The organism is Microbacterium sp. NPDC055665 (genome assembly GCF_053618035.1).
This window is the reverse complement of record NZ_JBSHGY010000001.1, coordinates 211,105-229,930: the sequence shown is the minus strand read 5'-3', so window position 1 is coordinate 229,930 and position 18,826 is coordinate 211,105. Positions and strand designations below refer to the sequence as shown.

Annotated in this window: 19 protein-coding genes and 2 tRNA genes; 11 read left to right on the top strand and 10 right to left on the bottom strand. The window is 67.1% G+C overall.

All coding sequences use genetic code 11. From position 1 onward, the window contains the following. Positions 1-20 precede the first annotated feature (20 nt). The 3 genes from ACWGO6_RS01125 to orn all read right to left on the bottom strand — a co-directional run bounded on the left by ACWGO6_RS01125 (position 21) and on the right by orn (position 1,476). Positions 21-650 carry a LysE family transporter gene (locus ACWGO6_RS01125; RefSeq protein ID WP_136043858.1) on the bottom strand — a complete coding sequence of 210 codons (630 nt, stop codon included), beginning with the start codon at positions 648-650 and terminating at the stop codon, positions 21-23. Between the two features lie 90 nt (positions 651-740). Further along, positions 741-813 (bottom strand) — tRNA-His (locus ACWGO6_RS01120). 36 nt (positions 814-849) lie between these two features. After that, positions 850-1,476, bottom strand: a complete 627-nt coding sequence (gene orn, locus ACWGO6_RS01115; RefSeq protein WP_136043859.1) for an oligoribonuclease — start codon at positions 1,474-1,476, stop codon at positions 850-852. An 87-nt stretch (positions 1,477-1,563) separates the two neighbouring features. Here orn and ACWGO6_RS01110 point away from each other — a divergent pair. After that, positions 1,564-1,636 (top strand) — tRNA-Arg (locus ACWGO6_RS01110). Between the two features lie 80 nt (positions 1,637-1,716). Here ACWGO6_RS01110 and ACWGO6_RS01105 read toward each other — a convergent pair. Further along, a complete protein-coding gene (locus tag ACWGO6_RS01105) occupies positions 1,717-1,986 on the bottom strand; it encodes a hypothetical protein (protein ID WP_136043860.1) in 270 nt (89 codons plus the stop codon). Between the two features lie 209 nt (positions 1,987-2,195). Between ACWGO6_RS01105 and ACWGO6_RS01100 the strand changes: the two genes are divergently transcribed. The 4 genes from ACWGO6_RS01100 to ACWGO6_RS01085 all read left to right on the top strand — a co-directional run bounded on the left by ACWGO6_RS01100 (position 2,196) and on the right by ACWGO6_RS01085 (position 5,531). After that, a complete protein-coding gene (locus ACWGO6_RS01100; RefSeq protein WP_452325634.1) occupies positions 2,196-2,711 on the top strand; it encodes a single-stranded DNA-binding protein in 516 nt (171 codons plus the stop codon). An 86-nt stretch (positions 2,712-2,797) separates the two neighbouring features. Continuing rightward, positions 2,798-3,295 carry a DUF6993 domain-containing protein gene (locus tag ACWGO6_RS01095; RefSeq protein WP_205820443.1) on the top strand — a complete coding sequence of 166 codons (498 nt, stop codon included), beginning with the start codon at positions 2,798-2,800 and terminating at the stop codon, positions 3,293-3,295. A 63-nt stretch (positions 3,296-3,358) separates the two neighbouring features. Continuing rightward, entirely contained in the window at positions 3,359-5,038 is a 1,680-nt protein-coding gene (ettA, locus tag ACWGO6_RS01090) for an energy-dependent translational throttle protein EttA (protein WP_136043861.1), read from the top strand. A gap of 7 nt (positions 5,039-5,045) precedes the next feature. Next, the gene (locus ACWGO6_RS01085) at positions 5,046-5,531 is read left to right on the top strand and encodes an acyl-CoA thioesterase (protein ID WP_452325633.1); all 486 of its coding nucleotides are present in this window, start codon (positions 5,046-5,048) and stop codon (positions 5,529-5,531) included. Positions 5,532-5,570: 39 nt separating this feature from the next. On the opposite strand, the gene ACWGO6_RS01080 is transcribed toward ACWGO6_RS01085, so the two are convergent. Further along, positions 5,571-6,461: an acyl-CoA thioesterase gene (locus ACWGO6_RS01080; protein ID WP_452325632.1), complete on the bottom strand. Its 891-nt coding sequence runs from the start codon at positions 6,459-6,461 to the stop codon at positions 5,571-5,573. A gap of 50 nt (positions 6,462-6,511) precedes the next feature. On the opposite strand from ACWGO6_RS01080, the gene ACWGO6_RS01075 reads away from it, so the two are divergent. Then, positions 6,512-7,177, top strand: a complete 666-nt coding sequence (locus ACWGO6_RS01075) for a hypothetical protein (protein ID WP_136043864.1) — start codon at positions 6,512-6,514, stop codon at positions 7,175-7,177. Positions 7,178-7,246: 69 nt separating this feature from the next. Here ACWGO6_RS01075 and ACWGO6_RS01070 read toward each other — a convergent pair whose 3' ends face one another. From ACWGO6_RS01070 to pepN, 4 genes are all read right to left on the bottom strand, one after another. Further along, on the bottom strand, positions 7,247-8,911 hold the full coding sequence (locus tag ACWGO6_RS01070) for an FAD-binding dehydrogenase (RefSeq protein ID WP_452325631.1): 1,665 nt from the start codon (positions 8,909-8,911) through the stop codon (positions 7,247-7,249). After that, positions 8,908-9,357, bottom strand: a complete 450-nt coding sequence (locus ACWGO6_RS01065) for a globin (RefSeq protein ID WP_376105737.1) — start codon at positions 9,355-9,357, stop codon at positions 8,908-8,910. Before ACWGO6_RS01065 ends, ACWGO6_RS01070 begins: the two co-directional genes overlap by 4 nt. Then, positions 9,354-10,427 carry a mechanosensitive ion channel family protein gene (locus ACWGO6_RS01060; RefSeq protein WP_136043867.1) on the bottom strand — a complete coding sequence of 358 codons (1,074 nt, stop codon included), beginning with the start codon at positions 10,425-10,427 and terminating at the stop codon, positions 9,354-9,356. Before ACWGO6_RS01060 ends, ACWGO6_RS01065 begins: the two co-directional genes overlap by 4 nt. Positions 10,428-10,593: 166 nt before the next feature. Beyond that, on the bottom strand, positions 10,594-13,146 hold the full coding sequence (gene pepN / locus ACWGO6_RS01055; RefSeq protein WP_452325630.1) for an aminopeptidase N: 2,553 nt from the start codon (positions 13,144-13,146) through the stop codon (positions 10,594-10,596). Between the two features lie 177 nt (positions 13,147-13,323). Here pepN and ACWGO6_RS01050 point away from each other — a divergent pair, with 177 nt between their 5' ends. Genes ACWGO6_RS01050 through ACWGO6_RS01030 form a run of 5 tightly spaced genes read left to right on the top strand, consistent with a single transcriptional unit; the run spans position 13,324 to position 18,209 of the window. Next, positions 13,324-14,508, top strand: coding sequence for a ferrochelatase (locus tag ACWGO6_RS01050; protein ID WP_452325629.1), 1,185 nt, complete (start codon positions 13,324-13,326; stop codon positions 14,506-14,508). A 38-nt stretch (positions 14,509-14,546) separates the two neighbouring features. Next, complete coding sequence (locus tag ACWGO6_RS01045) at positions 14,547-15,032, top strand: ribose-5-phosphate isomerase (protein WP_452325628.1); 486 nt, start codon at positions 14,547-14,549, stop codon at positions 15,030-15,032. A gap of 1 nt (position 15,033) precedes the next feature. Next, positions 15,034-16,032, top strand: a complete 999-nt coding sequence (locus ACWGO6_RS01040) for an Fpg/Nei family DNA glycosylase (RefSeq protein ID WP_136043871.1) — start codon at positions 15,034-15,036, stop codon at positions 16,030-16,032. Between the two features lie 39 nt (positions 16,033-16,071). Further along, on the top strand, positions 16,072-16,716 hold the full coding sequence (locus ACWGO6_RS01035) for an FMN-binding negative transcriptional regulator (protein ID WP_452325627.1): 645 nt from the start codon (positions 16,072-16,074) through the stop codon (positions 16,714-16,716). After that, positions 16,713-18,209 carry an amidohydrolase gene (locus tag ACWGO6_RS01030; protein WP_452325626.1) on the top strand — a complete coding sequence of 499 codons (1,497 nt, stop codon included), beginning with the start codon at positions 16,713-16,715 and terminating at the stop codon, positions 18,207-18,209. Before ACWGO6_RS01035 ends, ACWGO6_RS01030 begins: the two co-directional genes overlap by 4 nt. Before the next feature lie 75 nt (positions 18,210-18,284). Here ACWGO6_RS01030 and ACWGO6_RS01025 read toward each other — a convergent pair whose 3' ends face one another. Then, positions 18,285-18,770, bottom strand: a complete 486-nt coding sequence (locus ACWGO6_RS01025; protein ID WP_136043874.1) for a Dps family protein — start codon at positions 18,768-18,770, stop codon at positions 18,285-18,287. Between the last annotated feature and the right edge of the window lie 56 nt (positions 18,771-18,826).

The window sequence follows — 18,826 nt, the reverse complement described above, 5'->3', positions numbered from 1 at the left end:
GCGCGGGCTCTCGCGTCGGATCAGTGCAGCAGGACGAGCACGCCGGCCACGGCGATGAACAGCACGCCGAACACCAGGTTGAGGATGCGTTGGCCGCGCAGGGACCGTGTGAACCGCCGGAACGGGCGGGCCGCAGCTGCGAAGAACCCCCACATCACGATCACGTCGACCACGATCACCGTGGCGATCAGGGTCAGGTACTGCGGGACCGGAGGCTCGTCGAGACGGATGAACTGAGGGATGAATGCCAGGAAGAACACGATCGCCTTCGGGTTCAAGAGGTTGACCCAGAATCCTCGGCGGATCATCGACCAGTGACTCTCTCGGTCGGCGATCGGCACCGGCGCATCATCGAGGGCGGCAGCGGGTTTCGCGAGGATCAGGCGGATGCCGAGGAACACGAGATAGGCCGCCCCGGCGTATCGGATGGCGTTGAACAGGAACTCCGAGCGCGAGACGAGAAGACCGACCCCCGCGGCGACGATCGCCACATGCACGACCAAAGCGATCTGCTGCCCGATGATTCCCCAGATCGAGCGCTTCCAGCCCTGGTTCAGCGCATTCGACATCGTGTTGATGGCGCCGGCTCCTGGGGTGAAGCTGATGACCACCGACGCGGTGAGGAGGGAGAACCAGACCGCGAGCGACACCACGCAAGTCTACGGCGTCGGCGTGAATGGGCCGTCCGCCGTGGGACGCGAAGAAGGCCCGAACCATACGGTTCGGGCCTTCTTCCTGAGGGTGAGTAACGGGACTCGAACCCGCGACATCCGGCACCACAAGCCAGCGCTCTACCAGCTGAGCTATACCCACCATGTGCCCGCCGGAGCAGGCAACCATACGAGTCTATTACATGTTCGGAGTGAACTCGGACACCGTGCGGGTGGCGATCTCGCGAGCGTCGTCGCTCGACGGCCCGGGCTCGTCGACGAAGACGGCTTCGCGGTAGTAACGGAGTTCGCGGATCGACTCCAGGATGTCGGCGAGCGCTCGGTGTCCGCCGTCTTTGAGAGGTGCCTGGAAGAAGACGCGCGGGTACCAGCGGCGCGAGAGCTCCTTGATGCTGGAGACGTCGACGTTCCTGTAATGCAGCCACTGGTCGACCTGAGGCATGTACTTCGCAAGGAACATCCGGTCGGTGCCGATCGTGTTGCCCGCGAGGGGAGCCTTGCGTTCGAGCGGTACGAACCGCTTGATATATGCCAGAGTCTGCGCCTCTGCCTCTTCGAGGGAGACGCCGTGCGGTATCTCCTGGATCAGGCCGGAGGTCTCGTGCATCTTCGTCACGAAGTCGTTCATGTGCTCGAGTGCCGCGGTGCCGGGACGGATCACCACCTGGAAACCCGGGTCGATGGGATTGAGCTCGAAATCGGTGATGACGACAGCGATCTCCACGAGCTCATCGACCGAGAGATCGAGTCCCGTCATCTCGCAGTCGATCCATACGAGACGATCGTTCTCGGACGCAGATACCATGCCGCCATCCTATCGACGGGTTGGACATCGTCCGCCGTGACGCCGTTCCGCGAGCATCGTCGGGTCCGCGATACTCTAGAAGAGTGCGCCTCCGTAGCTCAGGGGATAGAGCAGGAGCCTTCTAATCTCTTGGTCGCAGGTTCGAATCCTGCCGGGGGCACCCTTACCGGATCTGCGCCGGACGGGACGCGAGTACGTCGCTCCTGAGTCACCCCGTCGGCGGGGCGAAGTGCGCCCAACTCAGGAGTAGCGAAGGGCAGCGACCGCGTCGTCCACGCGCCAGAACTCGCCGACGACGCGGAAGACCCCGGTGGCGAGGTGCAGACGCTCGGCGCGATAGCGGAGCCCGAGCGGATCGGCGACGACGCGCAGGTGGCCCAGGACATGCTCCCGCCGATCCTGCACCCGCCAGAGGTGATCGGCTGCGCGGACCAGGTGCTCGCGGGGAGAAGAGAGCCGAGGCGTCGCGTACGGGACGTCGGGGAGAGAGGTGGTCAAGCTTTCGGACATCGGAACTCCTTTCATGATTCGAAGCTATGACCGACCACCGACATTCGAGTGGCCGTCGCAACACGCGCTGTGATCTGCCCTTTCTGCACAGGACGGCGACAACGAGGGCTGTCCACGTTTCGTGGTTTTCCTGTGGGTGGCCGGGTGCGGCGAGAGACAGGCTGGAGCGATCCGGACGAGTACCGCTCCGGTCGACGAAAGGACAGCACATGATCGACATGGTCACCATCGTGGGAAGAGTCGCCACGGATCCGACCCAGGGTCAGACCGGGGGAGGAGTGCCGGTCACGAACTTCCGTCTCGCGAGCACCCATCGCCGTTTCGACGCCGCCACGCAGGAGTGGACGGACGCCGGGACCAACTGGTTCTCGGTGGCCGCGTTCCGAAGCCTCGGCGAGAACGCGAAGGCATCGTTGCGAACCGGCGACAGCGTGATCGTCACCGGCCGGCTGAAGATCCGCAACTGGGAGAGCAACGGCAAGCACGGCACGAGCGTCGACATCGATGCGGATGCCATCGGACATGACCTTCGGTGGGGCACGACGGCTTATCGACCGCAGTCACGTCCGGCTGCGGCGGGCCTCGATGCGACGTCGACTGCCGAGGGGAACAGCCCGGAGGAAGCGGTGGATGACGATGCCGGGTCGGAGCAGGCGATGCAGGATTCTGAGCCGCTGGACCTGTCATGGGCCGCACCGGGCCCGGCCGCGGGTGCCATGTCCTGACGGTGGTCCGGCTCCGCGCCCGATCGGGGTGTGCGGGGCGCCGGCGGCGCGCAGGGACCGATTGCGCGGCGACGTAGACTCGGCGTGTGCTTCGTCGTTCGGTCTTCTCGTCGCCGCGCGCGGGCGGTGCCCTCGCGGCTTCGATCGCCGCGCTCCTGCTGCTCTCCGCCTGCGCGCCGACTCCCGGCCCCTCTGCCTCTCCTACGGCTGTTGCGTCGCCGACGCCCGAGACGACGACTCCTGCGGAACCGACGCTCGTGCCCGACGGCACTGCGGAGGAGAACCTCCCGGTCTTCACCGCGGTCGCGGAGCGCGTCTGGGCAACTGATCAGCGCGGGGCCGGGCGTGCGTACATCGACGCTCTGGTCACAGCGGGATTCGATCGGAAAGCCATGCAGGTGACACAAGACCAGTCGACAGTGGGCAACCCGGCTGAGAGCCTGCAGTTCTCCGTGCGATGGGGCGACGACGAGTGCCTCGTCGGTCAAGTGGGCCCGTCCACCGGACGTGTCGTCACGGTCGTGATGCCGCAACTCGCCGAGGGGCGCTGCCTGGTCGGCACCACACGTCCGATCGACTGGTGACGCACCTAAGGGCCGGTAGGCTGGAGTGTCGATCTTCGGCGACAACAGAAGGAGCGGTTTTCGGTGGCTGAGTACATCTACTCGATGGTTCGTGCGCGTAAGGCAGTGGGCGAGAAGCTCATCCTCGACGACGTCACCATGGCGTTCCTCCCCGGCGCGAAGATCGGCATGGTCGGCCCGAACGGCGCTGGAAAGTCGACGATCCTCAAGATCATGGCCGGTCTCGACACTCCGTCGAACGGCGAGGCGAAGCTCTCACCGGGCTACACGGTCGGCATCCTGATGCAGGAGCCGGAGCTCGACGAGTCCAAGACGGTGATCGAGAACATCCAGGACGGCATCGCGATCAAGCCGAAGGTCGACCGTTTCAACGAGATCTCGCTGCTGATGGCCGAGCCGGACGCCGACTTCGACGCCCTGCTCGCCGAGATGGGCACGCTGCAGGAGGAGATCGATGCCGCCGACGGCTGGGACCTCGACTCGCAGCTCGATCAGGCCATGGACGCGCTGCGCACACCTCCGGCCGACGCCGCGATCGCCCCGCTCTCCGGTGGTGAGAAGCGTCGTGTCGCGCTCGCGAAGCTGCTTCTGCAGAAGCCCGACCTCCTGCTCCTCGACGAGCCCACCAACCACCTCGACGCCGAGAGCGTGCTCTGGCTCGAGCAGCACCTGCAGGCGTACAAGGGTGCCGTGATCGCTATCACCCACGACCGGTACTTCCTCGACCACGTCGCCGAGTGGATCGCCGAGGTCGACCGAGGCCGTCTCATCGGCTACGAGGGCAACTACTCGACTTACCTGGAGAAGAAGGGCGAACGCCTCGAGGTCCAGGGCAAGAAGGACGCGAAGCTGGCCAAGCGCCTCAAGGAGGAGCTGGAGTGGGTCCGTTCCAGCGCGAAGGGCCGCCAGACCAAGTCGAAGGCGCGTCTCGCCCGCTACGAGGAGATGGCTTCGGAGGCGGAGCGGACCAGGAAGCTGGACTTCGATGAGATCCAGATCCCCGCGGGTCCGCGCCTGGGTGGCATCGTCATCGATGCCAAGAAGCTGCAGAAGGGCTTCGACGGACGTGTGCTGATCGATAACCTCAGCTTCAGCCTGCCGCCGAACGGCATCGTCGGCGTGATCGGTCCCAACGGTGTGGGTAAGACCACGCTCTTCAAGACGATCGTGGGTCTGGAGCCGCTCGACGGCGGCGATCTGAAGATCGGTGAGACCGTCAAGATCAGTTACGTCGACCAGTCGCGTTCCAACATCGATCCGAACAAGACCCTGTGGGAGGTCGTGTCCGACGGCCTGGACTACATCACCGTCGGCAAGACCGAGATCCCGTCCCGCGCTTACGTGTCGAAGTTTGGTTTCAAGGGCCCGGACCAGCAGAAGAAGGCCGGTGTGCTCTCCGGTGGTGAGCGTAACCGTCTCAACCTCGCGCTGACTCTCAAGGAGGGTGGCAACCTGCTGCTCCTCGACGAGCCGACCAACGACCTCGACGTCGAGACCCTGAGCTCGCTCGAGAACGCTCTGCTCGAGTTCCCCGGTTGCGCCGTGGTCATCACCCACGACCGGTGGTTCCTCGACCGCATCGCGACGCACATCCTCGCTTACGAGGGCACCGACGAGAATCCCGGCCAGTGGTACTGGTTCGAGGGCAACTTCGAGGCGTACGAGGAGAACAAGATCGAGCGCCTCGGACCGGATGCCGCGAAGCCGCACCGCTCGACGCACCGCAAGCTGACGCGCGACTGAGGCCGCGATGTCCGCTTCGCCGGGGCCGCGTCTGCACATCCCGATCCACCTCCGCTGGGGTGACCTGGATGCGTTCAATCACGTCAACAACACGTCGATGCTGAAACTGCTCGAGGAGGCTCGAGTCAGAGCCTTCTGGCGTGCCGGCCCCGGCGAGGAGGCGCCGTCGACGGCGGTGCTCGACTCCGGTATCGACGAGGGCATCCTGACCCTCATCGCGCGCCAGGAGATCGAGTACCTCGCACCCGTGCCCTATCAGCGACGTCCTCTCGAGGTGCAGATGTGGTTCGGCAAGCTCGGCGGCTCGAGCGTCGAAGTCTGCTACGAGGTGCACAACGATCCGGCTGCCGAGCCGCGACAGATCTACGCTCGGTCCACCGCGATCATCGTGTTGGTCGATGCTAAGACCGGGCGTCCCACCCGGCTCACGCAGGAGATGCGCGATGCGTGGGAGCCGTACGTGGGTGACTCGATCGAGTACAGCCACCGCTGATCTGGCGTTTACAGCCGACGACGCGATGAACGTCCGTCCCTAGCGCGCCTCTTCGGGGACGCGGATCATGATCTCCTGGGCGACACTCGCGACCAGCGCGCCGTCGCGCGTGTAGATGCGCCCGGTGGCGAGGCCTCGACCTCCGCGCGCATTCGGCGACTCCTGGACGTAGAGCAGCCACTCATCCACGCGCGCGGGTCGATGCCACCACATCGCATGGTCGAGGCTCGCGACCTTCAAGCCGGGGAGCGCCCAGTAGACGCCGTGCGCCCGGAGGATCGACTCCTGGATCGTCATGTCGCTCAGGTAGGCGAGAGCCGCCCTGTGCAGGCGCTGGTCGTCGGGGAGCGGCGCACGCAGTCGCATCCACACAGCCTGGCGCGGTACGTGCGCATCGTCGCTGGGCAGATACATCGGAGAGTCGACGTGTCGCACATCGGCAGCCCGTTCGCTGAGCATCCGCGTCGTGCCTTCTGGCAGGCCGTGCACACGCTCCTCATCCGGGGTGAGGTCGTCCGGATCGGGAATTCCCGCCGGCATCGGCTGGGCATGCTCCACGCCGGGATCGGCATCCTGGAACGAGGCGATCATCGAGAAGATCGGCACACCGTTCTGGTAGGCCTGTGTCCGCCGCGTCGAGAATGATCGGCCGTCGTGGATCCGATCGACGGCGATCGTGATTCCCTGGCTCGCGTCTCCTGGGCGCAGGAAGTACCCGTGCATCGAGTGCACCGCGCGGTCCTCCGGGAGCGTCCTCTCCGCCGCGAGCAGAGCCTGGGCGAGCACCTGGCCGCCGTAGATGCGGCCACTCGGCATCGGGTGCGAGGAACCGGTGAAGATGTCCTCCGTCGTGCGGGCCTGAGCCGCGTCGAGATCGAGGACCTCGAGAAGTCGCTCGACGGTCTGGATGGCGTGCTGCTCCGCGCTCATGTGTTCCTCTCCGCGACCCCGCATGCCGCACCGTTGGTAGTTTAGAACGCGTGCCGCATCACCTCCTCCTCGCCGACCCCGAGACCGCGAAGGACGTTCTGACCTTCGTCGGTCGAGCGACCAGGATCACGGACGACGGTGTGCGACTACAGGCGGCGAACGGGGTGCTCGCGCTGACCACCGCCGTGCTCGCGCCGCAGACGCTGTTCGATCAGACGCCGACCATCCTCGCGATGCGCATCGTGCATGCCGACCCCGAACTCGAATGCGATGTCGTCGTCGATCAGCTTTCGAAGACGGACGAGGCCCACCGCCTGACTCTCCCCGAAACGGGTCTCGCCCCGGCATGGGCAGGTGTCGCGCCGCCTCGGAGCGCCTGGGCGCCCGAGACGACGCTGGTCGCATCCGTGATCGCGCAGCGCGCGCAATGGGGTATCTCGGCCGTCGCGCGAGGCGCGGGACCCGGCTCGGGTGAGGAAGCGGTCCGTGCACTCCGCGCCGCGATCTGGGGTGAGCCGGATGAAGAACTCGGAGGGCTGCCCCGCGGCGTGGCGTTCGCCGCGGATGCGATGGGCTTCATCTCGGGCGAGGAGCAGGTCCGCGTTGCGCGATCCGGCAGGTGGACGCGTCTGACGTTCCGCCGCGGTCACGTGCTGGTGCGCGGTCCCGTGGCCACGGGACTGACGAGCGTGCGTACGACCGGCTCTGCCCTCTAGCCTGGGGGAGAACCCGCCGCATGGGCGCCGCGCGGTTCCCGTCGCGCTGACACCTCGTCTTCTCGAGCGTCAGCCTGCGGCTGCGGCAGCGCGACCGGCGGTTCTGCCGGAGAACAGGCATCCTCCGAGGAAGGTGCCCTCGAGCGCGCGATAGCCGTGAACACCGCCGCCGCCGAAACCACTCGCCTCGCCCGCGGCGTAGAGCCCGGGGATCGGATCGCCGGTCGCGTCGAGGGCGCGGCCCTCGAGGTCGGTGTTGATGCCGCCGAGCGACTTGCGTGTGAGGACGTGGAGTTTGACCGCCACCAGCGGTCCTGCGCTCGGGTCCTGCAGACGATGCGGCGCTGCCGTGCGGATCAGCTTGTCACCCCGATAGCTGCGCATCGAACGAAGCATGCCGATCTGTGCATCCTTCGTGAAGTCATTGTCCATCTCACGGTCCCTGGCGACGACCTCGCGGCGGACGTTCTCGATGTCGAGGAACTCGCCCCCGGGGTGGCGCTGCATCTGCTCGAGCAGCGACTCGAGGTCGTTCTCGACGATGAAGTCCTCGCCCTCATCGAGAAACGACTGCACCGGTCCGGTCGGACCCTTGGCGAGCCTCGACTTCAGCAGCAGCTGGACGTCTTTGCCGGTGAGGTCAGGGTTCTGCTCGCTGCCCGAGAGCGCGAACTCCTTCTCGACGATCTGCCGCGAGGTGACGAACCAGGAGTGATCGTGGCCGGTCGTCCGGAGGTGGGCGAGCGTCCCCAACGTGTCGAAACCCGGGAACAGCGGAACCGGGAGGCGCTTGCCCGTGGCGTCCAGCCAGAGCGACGACGGCCCCGGCAGGATGCGGATGCCGTGAGACGGCCACACCGGATCCCAGTTCGTGATGCCTTCGACGTAGTGCCACATCCGGTCTCCGTTGATGAATCGCGCGCCGGCGGCCGCACTGACGCTGTACATCGATCCGTCGACATAGGCCGGCACCCCCGTGAGCATGTGCTCGGGGGGAGTGCCGAGGCGTTCCGGCCACGCTGCACGTACGAGGTTGTGGTTCCCGCCGATGCCGCCCGAGGAGACGATGGTCGCCCCGGCCGCGATCTCGAAGTCGCCGACGATCTCGCGCGAGGAGACGGCACCACGCTGCGCGCCCGACGAGGCGAGGACGTTTCCACGCGCTCCAGTGACCGCGCCATCGGTCACCGTGAGCTCGGAGACCCGGTGTCGCGGGAGGACCGTCAGGCGTCCTTCCCGCTCGCCCTGCTCGACGGCGGCGGCGAAGGGAGCGACGATGCCCGGCCCCGTGCCCCAGGTGATGTGGAATCGCGGGACCGAGTTGCCCGGTCCGATGGCGCCGTAGCCACCGCGTTCCGCCCAGCCGACGACCGGGAAGAAGCCGACGCCGCGCTCGCGCAGCCAGGAGCGCTTCTCGCCGGCGGCGAACTGCAGATAGGCCTCGGCCCAGCGCTTCGGCCATTCGTCTTCCGGCCGGTCGAAACCGGCGTTGCCGAACCAGTCCTGCGTCGCGAGCTCGAGGGAGTCCTTGATGCCGAGCCGGCGCTGCTCGGGGGAGTCCACGAAGAAGAGCCCGCCGAACGACCACCAGGCCTGACCGCCGAGGTTCGTCCGCGGCTCTTGGTCGACCAGGATGACGCGTCGGCCGGCGTCGAGAGCCTCGGCAGCGGCCACCAGCCCTGCCAGCCCCCATCCGATCACCAGGACATCCGTGGACAGGGGCTTGGTCGTCATGAGTTCTCCGTTGATTCCTGACGTGATCGGGTCTCGAGCGTGGGGCGACCGCCGGGAGCGGCACCGATCCCCGAAGGCTCGAATGTGTTCACCATGGCATATGCCGCCCGCTCGAGGTAGTCCCAGAGCGTCGCTTCGTGCAGAGGCGACAACCGCGCCTCGTCCACGGCGGTGCGCATGTGACGAAGCCAACGATCGCGCGCGTCCGCATCGATGTGGAAGGGCATGTGCCGCATACGGAGCCGGGGGTGCCCGCGGGTGTCGCCATACGTCGTCGGGCCGCCCCAGTACTGCTCGAGGAACATCCGGAGCCGGTCCTCGGCGGGCCCGAGGTCCTCTTCGGGGTACATCGGCTTCATCACGGGATCGAGGGCGACCTCGCGGTAGAAGACCGACACGATCTTCGCGAACGTGTCGTGTCCGCCGATCTCGTCGTAGAACGTCACTTCTGGGGACTCCCGTCGTCGTTCGGCTTCTTGCGCCGCCAGATCCCGCGATCAGGGATCACCGGCACGCCGGTCACCGCATTCGGTCGTGTCCGGGGAGGATTCGCGCCACGAACCCGACGGGCGCCGTCGAGCCCCGTCGGCACGACATCGACCATGCGCGGCACGCTGATCTCCTTCTCGAGGAGCGCGGCGCGCAGACGGCGACGCAGCTCCTGCGCCACGTCGTCCTTCGCGTTGGCGCGTGCCTTGATCACGATGCGGACGACGAGAGCATCTCCGTCGATCGACTCCAGGCCCCAGAGTTCGGGCTTCTCGATGATGCGCGTGCGCCACTTGGGATCCTTCGCCAGCCCCTGTGCGGTCTCGAGCATGATGTGCTCGACCTGCTCCAGGTCGGAGTCGGCCGGGACCCCGAGGTCGATGATCGATCGCGCCCATCCCTGAGACATGTTGCCGATGCGGGTGACCTCGCCGTTGCGCACATACCAGAGGGTGCCGTTGACGTCACGGACCTGGGTGATGCGCACGCTGACGTATTCGACGACGCCGCTCGCGAGCCCGAGGTCGACGACGTCGCCGATGCCGATCTGGTCCTCGGCCACGAGGAACATGCCGTTGAGCACGTCCTTGACGATGTTCTGCGCGCCGAAACCGAGACCGGCGCCGACCGCGGCGGTGAGGAGGGTCAAAGAACCGAGCAGGCTCTGGTCGAGAGCGTTCACGATGAGCACGATCGCGATGACGACGAGCATCACGTTGACGATGTTCTGCAGGATGGTGCCGAGCGTCCTCGTGCGCTGCACGAGTCGCATATCAGCGAGGGGGGACCGCTCCAGCGCCTGGGTGTCGTCGACCGATGCCTTGCTCTTCGCGCTGTCGACGATGCGGTGCACGACCCGTCGGATGACGAGGCGGAGGATGAGCCCGATCACGATGCAGCTCGCGATGATGATCGCGACGGTGAGTGCCTTCATACCGGCCGCGCCCAGCCAGGTCAGCAGGTTCGTCACCCAGTCGGGAAGCTCAGCAGGGGTGGGGGGAGTGGTTGTCGTGAAGGGGAGCATCATCAGTCACGATCCTAGCGAGCGGGTCTCTGTGCAGGCTGGACGGACGTGCCGTGCCAAAACGGAGACCATCCACACCCGCTCCGGCGTGTCCGAGCAGAACACACCGAAGGCGGGGTGGATGGTCTCCGTTTCGAGAGGCGGCCGGTGGTGACGCCGGCGGCCGCGCTCAGTCCTCCGCGTCGCGTGCCTGTGCGGCGAGTGCGCGCTCGACGTCGGCCAGGTTCTCCAGGACCAGGCGTCGAAGAGCCGGTGCCGCCTCCTGGTTGGCAGCCAGCCACGCGCGCGTCGCATCGCGAAGCGCCGCGTCGGCGAGAGCGGTGGGGAACAGCCCGACGATCAAGTACTGGGCGATCTGGTAGGTGCGCGACTCCCAGACGGGAAGCAGCATGTCGAAGTAGGCGGGGACGAACTCGCCGAGCACAGCGGCACCGGCAGGGTGCGTGAAACCGAGCGCGGCGGAGCGGACGATCGTGTTGGGGGCATCGTCGCGTTCGATGAGCGAAGCCCACGCGGCCTTCTTGGAAGCCGAGTCCGGCAGCGAGGCCCGGGCCTGCGCCGCGAACTCCCCGCCCTTGGCGGTGTTGTCCGCAGCCAGGGCCGCATCGATGCTCGCCGCGTCGGTGGCGCCGATGGTGGCCAGACCGACGAGCAGCTGCCAATTCAGGTCGGCGTCGATCTCCAGGCCCGGAAGCGTGTCCTCCCCGGAGCGCAGACGGCCGACGATGCCGGCGTGCTCCTGGGTCACCAGCGCATTCGCGAAGGCGGTCACGAACTGCAGCTGGCTGTCGCTGCCCGGCTCTGCCGCCTCCGCCAGGTTCCACAGCCCATCGGCGATCTTGAGACGCGCCGCCTCGCGCTCGGCCGGAGCGACGTAGAGCGTGGCGGCCGTCCGCAGCTGAGCGAGCGTGGTGCGCACGGTCGTCGACTCGGTCTCCCGGCCGATGTTCCCCAGCACGAGGTCGATGTAGGCGGACGCTGCCGTCTCCGCATCCCGGGTCTGATCCCACGCGGCGCCCCACACCAGGGAGCGGGCGAGCGGATCGTGGATGTCGGCGAGGTGGGCGATCGCGGTGGCGAGCGACTTCTCGTCGAGGCGGATCTTCGCGTAGGCGAGGTCCTCGTCGTTGAGCAGCACGAGGTCGGGGCGGGCGATTCCCTGCAGCTCCGGCACCTCGGTGCGGTCGCCGTCGACATCCACCTCGAGGTAGTGCGTGCGCGTGAGCGCACCGTCGGTCAGCGTGTAGAAGCCGATGCCCAGTCGGTGCGGTCGGATGGTCGGGTAGTCCGCGGGGGCCGTCTGGGTGATGGCGAAGCGCGAGATCGTGCCGTCATGGTCCTCGGCGATGACCGGCTCGAGCGTGTTGACGCCCGCCGTCTCCAGCCACTTCTTCGACCAGGTGCTCAGGTCACGACCGCTGGTCGCTTCCAGCTCCGAGAGCAGATCGCTCAGCTCGGTGTTGCCCCAGGAGTGCTTCTGGAAGTACTGGGACACTCCGGCGAAGAACGCTTCGATGCCCACCCAGGCGGCGAGCTGCTTCAGGACAGATCCGCCCTTGGCATAGGTGATGCCGTCGAAGTTGACCTGCACGTCTTCCAGGTCGTTGATCTCGGCGACGATCGGGTGCGTCGAGGGAAGCTGGTCCTGCCGGTAGGCCCAGGTCTTCTCCATGGCGTTGAAGGTCGTCCACGCCTCGGCCCACTCGGTGGCTTCGGCAGTGGCGATGGTGGATGCCCACTCGGCGAACGATTCGTTCAGCCAGAGATCGTTCCACCACTTCATCGTGACGAGGTCGCCGAACCACATGTGCGCGAGCTCATGCAGGATGGTGACGACGCGGCGCTCCTTGACGGCGTCGGTCACCTTGCTGCGGAAGACATAGGTCTCGGTGAAGGTGACGGCTCCCGCATTCTCCATCGCGCCGGCGTTGAACTCGGGGACGAAGAGCTGGTCGTACTTGGCGAACGGGTACGGGACGCCGAACTTCGACTCGTAGTAGGCGAAGCCCTCGCGGGTCTTGTCGAAGATGTAGTCGGCGTCGAGGTGCTGCCACAGGCTCTTGCGGCCGTACACGCCGAGAGGGATCACGCGGCCCGAGGCGCTGGTGAGTTCGGAGAACGTGGACTCGTAGGGCCCGGCCACGAGCGCCGTGATGTACGAGGAGATGCGCGGGGTCGGCTCGAAGCCCCACGTCGCCGTCGTGTCGTCGTCGTGCACGATGGGCTCGGGCGTGGGGGAGTTGGAGATGACCTTCCACGCGGCCGGTGCCGTCACGGTGAACTGGAACGTCGCCTTGAGGTCGGGCTGCTCGAACACGGCGAACACACGACGCGAGTCCGGGACCTCGAACTGCGAGTAGAGGTAGACCTCCCCGTCGACCGGGTCGACGAATCGGTGCAGACCCTCGCCGGTGTTCGTGTAGAGGCAGTCGGCGTCGACGACCAGCACGTTCTCGGCCTGCAGCCCGCTGAGCGCGATGCGAGAGTCGGCGAAGACCTCGTTCGGGTCGAGCTGTTCGCCGTTGAGGGAGATCTCGCGCACGTCGCGGGCGATCAGGTCGATGAAGGTGAAGCTCTCCGGAGTCGCGGTGAAGCGCACCACGCTCCGGGAGCCGAAGACCTCGGCACCCTTGGTCAGATCGAGGGCGACTTCATAGAACTGAGTGTCGATGACGTCGCGGCGCTCCTGCGCTTCGATGCGGGTGAGGTTCTCTCCAGGCACAGCTTTACTCCCAGGGGTGAGGGGATGTCACCGGGGTCGGCGCAGTTGGCGCCGACGGCAACCCTGACAGCCTACGCCAGTGCGGTGGGTGTCTCCTCGCATCGAAGGGGGAGGACGGAGGGATAGAAACGGAGCGGTGGGGACCTCGATGCTCCGTCGAAGTGAAAGGATGGAGGGGTGACTGCGATCGAGCCGAATGTCGTCCCCTTTGCCTCGCCTGCTGCCGCCGGCGGTGCACCCTTCGTGACCACGCCGGTGGCTTATGACGGGATCCTCCTCGCCGGGTTCGGTGGACCAGAGGGGCAGGACGACGTCATCCCCTTCCTCCGGAATGTGACCCGCGGCCGAGGAATTCCGGATGAACGGCTCGAGGAGGTCGCGCACCATTACCGGCACTTCGGCGGTGTGAGTCCCATCAACGGACAGAACCGCGTGCTGAAGGAAGCGCTCGAGAACGCCCTCGCCGAACGCGGGATCACGCTCCCCGTGTACTGGGGCAACCGGAACTGGGCCCCTTATCTCGAAGAGGTCGTCACCGAGGCCTCGAGCAAGGGCCACAACACGCTGCTGGCGTTCGCCACCAGCGCCTACAGCTCGTTCTCCAGCTGCCGTCAGTACCGTGAGGACTTCGCCCGCATCCTCGAGGAGACGGGGCTGGGCGACACGGTGACGATCGACAAGATCCGGCCTTTCTACGATCACCCCGGCTTCGTGGAGGCCTTTGAGACCGGCGTCCGCGAGGCGGTGGAGGGTCTCCTGGCTGCTGGCATCGCAGCGGCGGACATCCAGATCCTGTTCTCCACCCACAGCATCCCGACGGCCGACGCCGAGCGCTCCGGAGCGCGAGACATCGACTGGGGCGAGGGCGGCGCATATGCGGCTCAGCATCTCGCCGTGGCCGCGTGGGTCATGGATCGCGTGCGGCAGACGGTTCCCGCAGCTGCCGATGTCTCGTGGGAGCTGGTCTACCAGTCCCGCTCGGGCCCCGCCTCGCAGCCGTGGCTCGAGCCCGATGTCTGCGACGTGATCGGCGAGCTGCCCGACCGCGGTCGCAAGGCAGTCGCGGTCGTCCCCGTCGGCTTCATGAGCGACCACATGGAGGTCTTGTGGGACCTCGACACCGAGGCGGCCGAGGCAGCGGAAGAAGCCGGACTTGCCTTCACTCGCACCCCGACCCCCGGTGTCTCTCCGGCATTCGTCGACGGCATCGTCGATCTGGTCCAGGAGCGTCTTCAGGGTCGCCCCAACGAGGAGCGCGCGCATGTCACGTCGCTCCCCGGCGGCTTCGATGTCTGCCGTCCCGGATGCTGCGAGAACGTCCGCGCGGGGTTCAAGCCTGCTGCCGCGGGCATCGCCCCGTGACCTCGGACTCGACCGACGCCGCTTCTAGGATGGGAGTCATGCGCATCCACATCGCCACCGACCACGCGGGACTCGACTTCTCCACGCAGCTGCAGGATCACCTGCGTGCTGCGGGGCACGACGTGGTCGACCATGGCCCGATCGAGTACGACGCGGTCGACGACTACCCCGCGTTCTGCATCCGCGCGGCGCAGGCGGTCATCGCCGACCAGCGCGACGGTGTCGAGGCACTCGGTGTGGTCTTCGGCGGTTCGGGGAACGGTGAGCAGATCGCAGCCAACAAGGTCGAGGGTGTGCGGGCCGCGCTGGTCTGGAATCTCTCGACGGCTGAGCTCGCCCGCGAGCACAACGATGCGAACGTCATCTCCATCGGAGCGCGGCAGCACACCTTCGACGAGGTGACGTCGTTCATCGATCGGTTCATCCAGACGCCGTTCTCGGGCGATGAGCGTCACGTGCGGAGGATCGGCCAGATCGCCGACTTCGAGCGCGATGGTTCCCTGCTCCCGGACCCGCGGGCCTGACATGCCCGAGGGCCACTCCGTCCACCGGATCGCGCGGCAGTTCGATCGCAACTTCGTCGGCAAGACGCTGAGCGCGTCCAGCCCGCAGGGACGGTTCGCCGAGGGAGCCGCCGTTCTGGACGGACGTGCGGCGGTGAGTGTGCAGGCCGTCGGCAAGCAGATGTTCCTCGAGGCGGAGGGTGACCTCTGGCTGAGAGTGCACCTGGGTCTCTACGGCGCGTGGGATTTCGCCGGGGAGATCCTCGTCGATCCGACGATCGCTTCGGCCAATGGGCGGATGGGGCAGACGAACCAGCGCGGCACCGTGATCGACGAGGAGATCCTCGATGACGCCGGTGAGAACTCCCTCGCATCCATCGGGGCGCCTCGGCGCACGCGGGTGCACGTGCGCATGTCGGAGCAGACGAAGGGCCTCGTCGATGAGGGGCTCGAATGGCCGCCGCCGGTCGTCGGACAGGTTCGTCTCCGCCTCATGACAGACATCACCGCCGCCGATCTGCGTGGCCCGACCGCCTGTGTTCTGCAGACGCCGGAGGAGATGCTGGCGACGATCGCCAAGCTCGGTCCCGACCCGCTGGTCGGCGACCCGGTCGAGAATGAGGAGCGGTTCGTCCGCGCGGTCAGGAAGAAGTCGACGGTCATCGCGCTGCTCCTGATGGACCAGTCCGTCGTCAGCGGCATCGGCAACGTCTACCGCGCCGAGATGCTCTACCGGCAGCGGCTGAACCCGCACACTCCGGGCCGAGATGTCCCGGAGGAGGTCGTGCGGGCGCTCTGGCACGATTGGGTCCGGCTTCTGGCCATCGGTGTCGAGACCGGCCAGATGATGACCATGGACGGCCTCACGGGAGCGGACTACCGTGCGGCGATGGCGAACCGCGACGACCGGCACTGGGTGTACCACCGCGCCGGTCTGCCGTGTCGCGTCTGCGGCACCGAGATCGCCCTCGAGGAGATCGGCGCCCGGAAGCTCTATTGGTGCCCGCGCTGTCAGGCGTGACCGGGCTCCGTGGCATCGCATCCGTTCTAGGCTGATCGCATGCGACAGAATCCGAGCTTCACTCTCGCCGACGTGGGCGAGATCCGCCGGGTGATCGAGATGAATCCGTGGGCGACGATCATGAGTGCCGGGGACGACGGTCTCGTCGCTTCACACTACGCGGTGCTTCTGGACGAGGGACGCGACGACCTCACCATCGTCGGGCATGTCGGTCGCCCGGACGACCTCATCCACGGACTGGGGGAGCGCGAACTGCTCGTCGTGTTCCAAGGTCCCCACGGTTATGTCTCGCCTGGGTGGTACGGCGATGTCCCTGCGGTGCCGACGTGGAACTACACCGCGGTGCACCTTGCCGGCGTGCCCGAGCTCCTGACCGACGAGGAGAACCTCGTCGTGCTCGACCAGCTCGTCGCGCACTTCGAAACCCGGATGCCGGAGCCGCGACGCATGTGGGAACGCCCGAACGATCAGGCCTACGTCCAGCGCCTCGCCTCAGGAACGGTCGGCTTCCGGTTGACCCCGACCCGCGTCGTCGCCAAGCGGAAGCTCAGCCAGAACAAACCGCCGGAGACGATCGAGACGGTGATCGCGGCCCTCTCGACCAACGGCCCCTATTCGAACCCGGCTCTCGCCGCGGAGATGCGGCGCGCTCAGGATGCGCGCAGAGAAGGACGACAGCAGTGACCGAGCGCGGAACAGCCATCGACACCATCACGGCTGCGCGGATCGCGGGCCCGGGGCGCGAGTTCCTGATGGACGACGAGCCCGTGGACATCTTCATCGCCGACGGGCAGATCGTCGATATCGCCCCGACCGGGGCTCTGCCTGCACGCGGCGAGGTCATCGAAGCAGATGGTGCCTGGGCGGTTCCCGGGCTCTGGGACAACCATGTCCACACCGTCCAATGGGCACTGACGTCCGAACGTGCGACGCTCGGCCGCGCGGACTCCGCTGCTTCGGCGGCCGCGGCGATGAGCAGTGTCGCCCCGCTGCCGGATGGGCGCCGCGTCGGCACCGGTTTTCGTGACGCCCTGTGGTCGGATCGTCCATCGCTGGATCTCCTGGATGCCGCGACCGGGGACGTCCCGACGTACCTCATCAACGCCGACGTCCACAGCGTCTGGTTGAACAGCGCTGCTCTTGCTCGCGAGAGCTTCCGGAGCGACGACGGTGTGCTTCGGGAGACCGAGGCGTTCGAGATCTCGCGCCGCCTGAACGCCGTCGACGCCGCTCATGGCGACCGTGCGATGATGCGGGCAGGCGAGCAAGCCGCGGCGCGCGGCATCACCGGCCTCGTCGACTTCGACATGGCGTGGAGTGCGGAGGCCTGGCCCCGGCGTGTGCACGCCGGCTTCGCCTCGCATCGCGTCGAGTTCGCGGTGTACCCCTTCGACCTCGACAGGGCCATCGGAGAGGGGCTGCGCACAGGCGAGCTGCGGGAGATGCCCGATGTCCCGGCCGCAGGCAGGGGGCTCGTGCACGTCGGACCGCTGAAGGTCATCACCGACGGGTCGCTGGGCACACGAACTGCCGCCTGCTCGCACGCCTATCCCGGAGATCCGGGCAACTTCGGTGTGCTGACCGTGCCTTCGGACGAGCTCGTCGCCCTGCTGACCCGCGCGACCGGTGCGGGCCTGGCCGCGGCCGTGCACGCGATCGGTGACAGGGCGATCACCTCGGCTCTGGACGCCTTCGCGACGACGGGCGCCGTCGGATCTATCGAGCACGTGCAACTCGTGCGGCATGCCGACCTCGCACGATTCGCCCGTCTCGGTGTGATCGCCAGTGTCCAGCCGCAGCATGCGGTGGACGATCGCGATCTGGTGGACCGCCACTGGGCGGAGCAGACCGCGATCGGCTACCCGCTCGCATCGCTGCGGGACGCGGGTGCGCGGCTGCGCTTCGGATCGGACGCACCGGTCGCCGAGCTCGACCCGTGGCAGGCTATCTCCGCCGCGGTGTCGCGCACCGACGACGAGCGGGCCGCGTGGCATCCGGAAGAGCGGCTCACGCTTGACCAGGCGCTCGAGGCGAGTGTCCGCTCGTCACTGCGACCCGGCGAGCCCGCGGACATCGTCCTGTGCGGCGCGGATCCTCGAACGGCGACGGGGGAGCTGCTGCGATCGATGCCTGTCCTCTCCACGCTTCTCGCGGGGTACGTCACGCACACCGCGTGATCCCCGGAACGAACGCAAGAAGGGGCGGCCCTCGGAGAACCGAGAGCCGCCCCTTCTCAGGTCAGACGGGACCGATCAGGCTGCGATGTGCGAGACGAGGAACCAGCGGTCCTTCTCGAGGCCGCGCTGAATCTCGATCGCGACATCCTGGCTCGTCAGATCGACCTCGTCGAGTCCTTCGACGGCAGCCTTGACATCGACCAGGATCGCGTCGATGTCGGCGATCACGGCGCGGATCAGTTCGTCCGACTGAGTGAAGCCCGCGGGGACGGTGGTCGCGCCGGCCTTCTCTGCCACGGCGCTCACACGCGCATCGATCGGCAGTCCGAGGGCGACGATCCGCTCCGCGGCGGTGTCGGCGAAATCGCCCGCGTGTGCGACGACCGTGTCGAGAAGCTCATGGACGCCGACGAAGTTGGCGCCTCGGACGTGCCAGTGCGCCTGCTTGCCGTTGACGGTCAGCGCCTGGAGGCCGAGCACCACAGGGGAGAGGAACTGGGCCGCCCCTGCAGCCACGGTCGGGTCGATGGCGGTGGTGGAAACGGTCTGTGCCTTGCTCATCTTGTGCTCCTCCGGATGGATTTCTCGTACCTGTTGTAGACAACGCTACTCGGGCT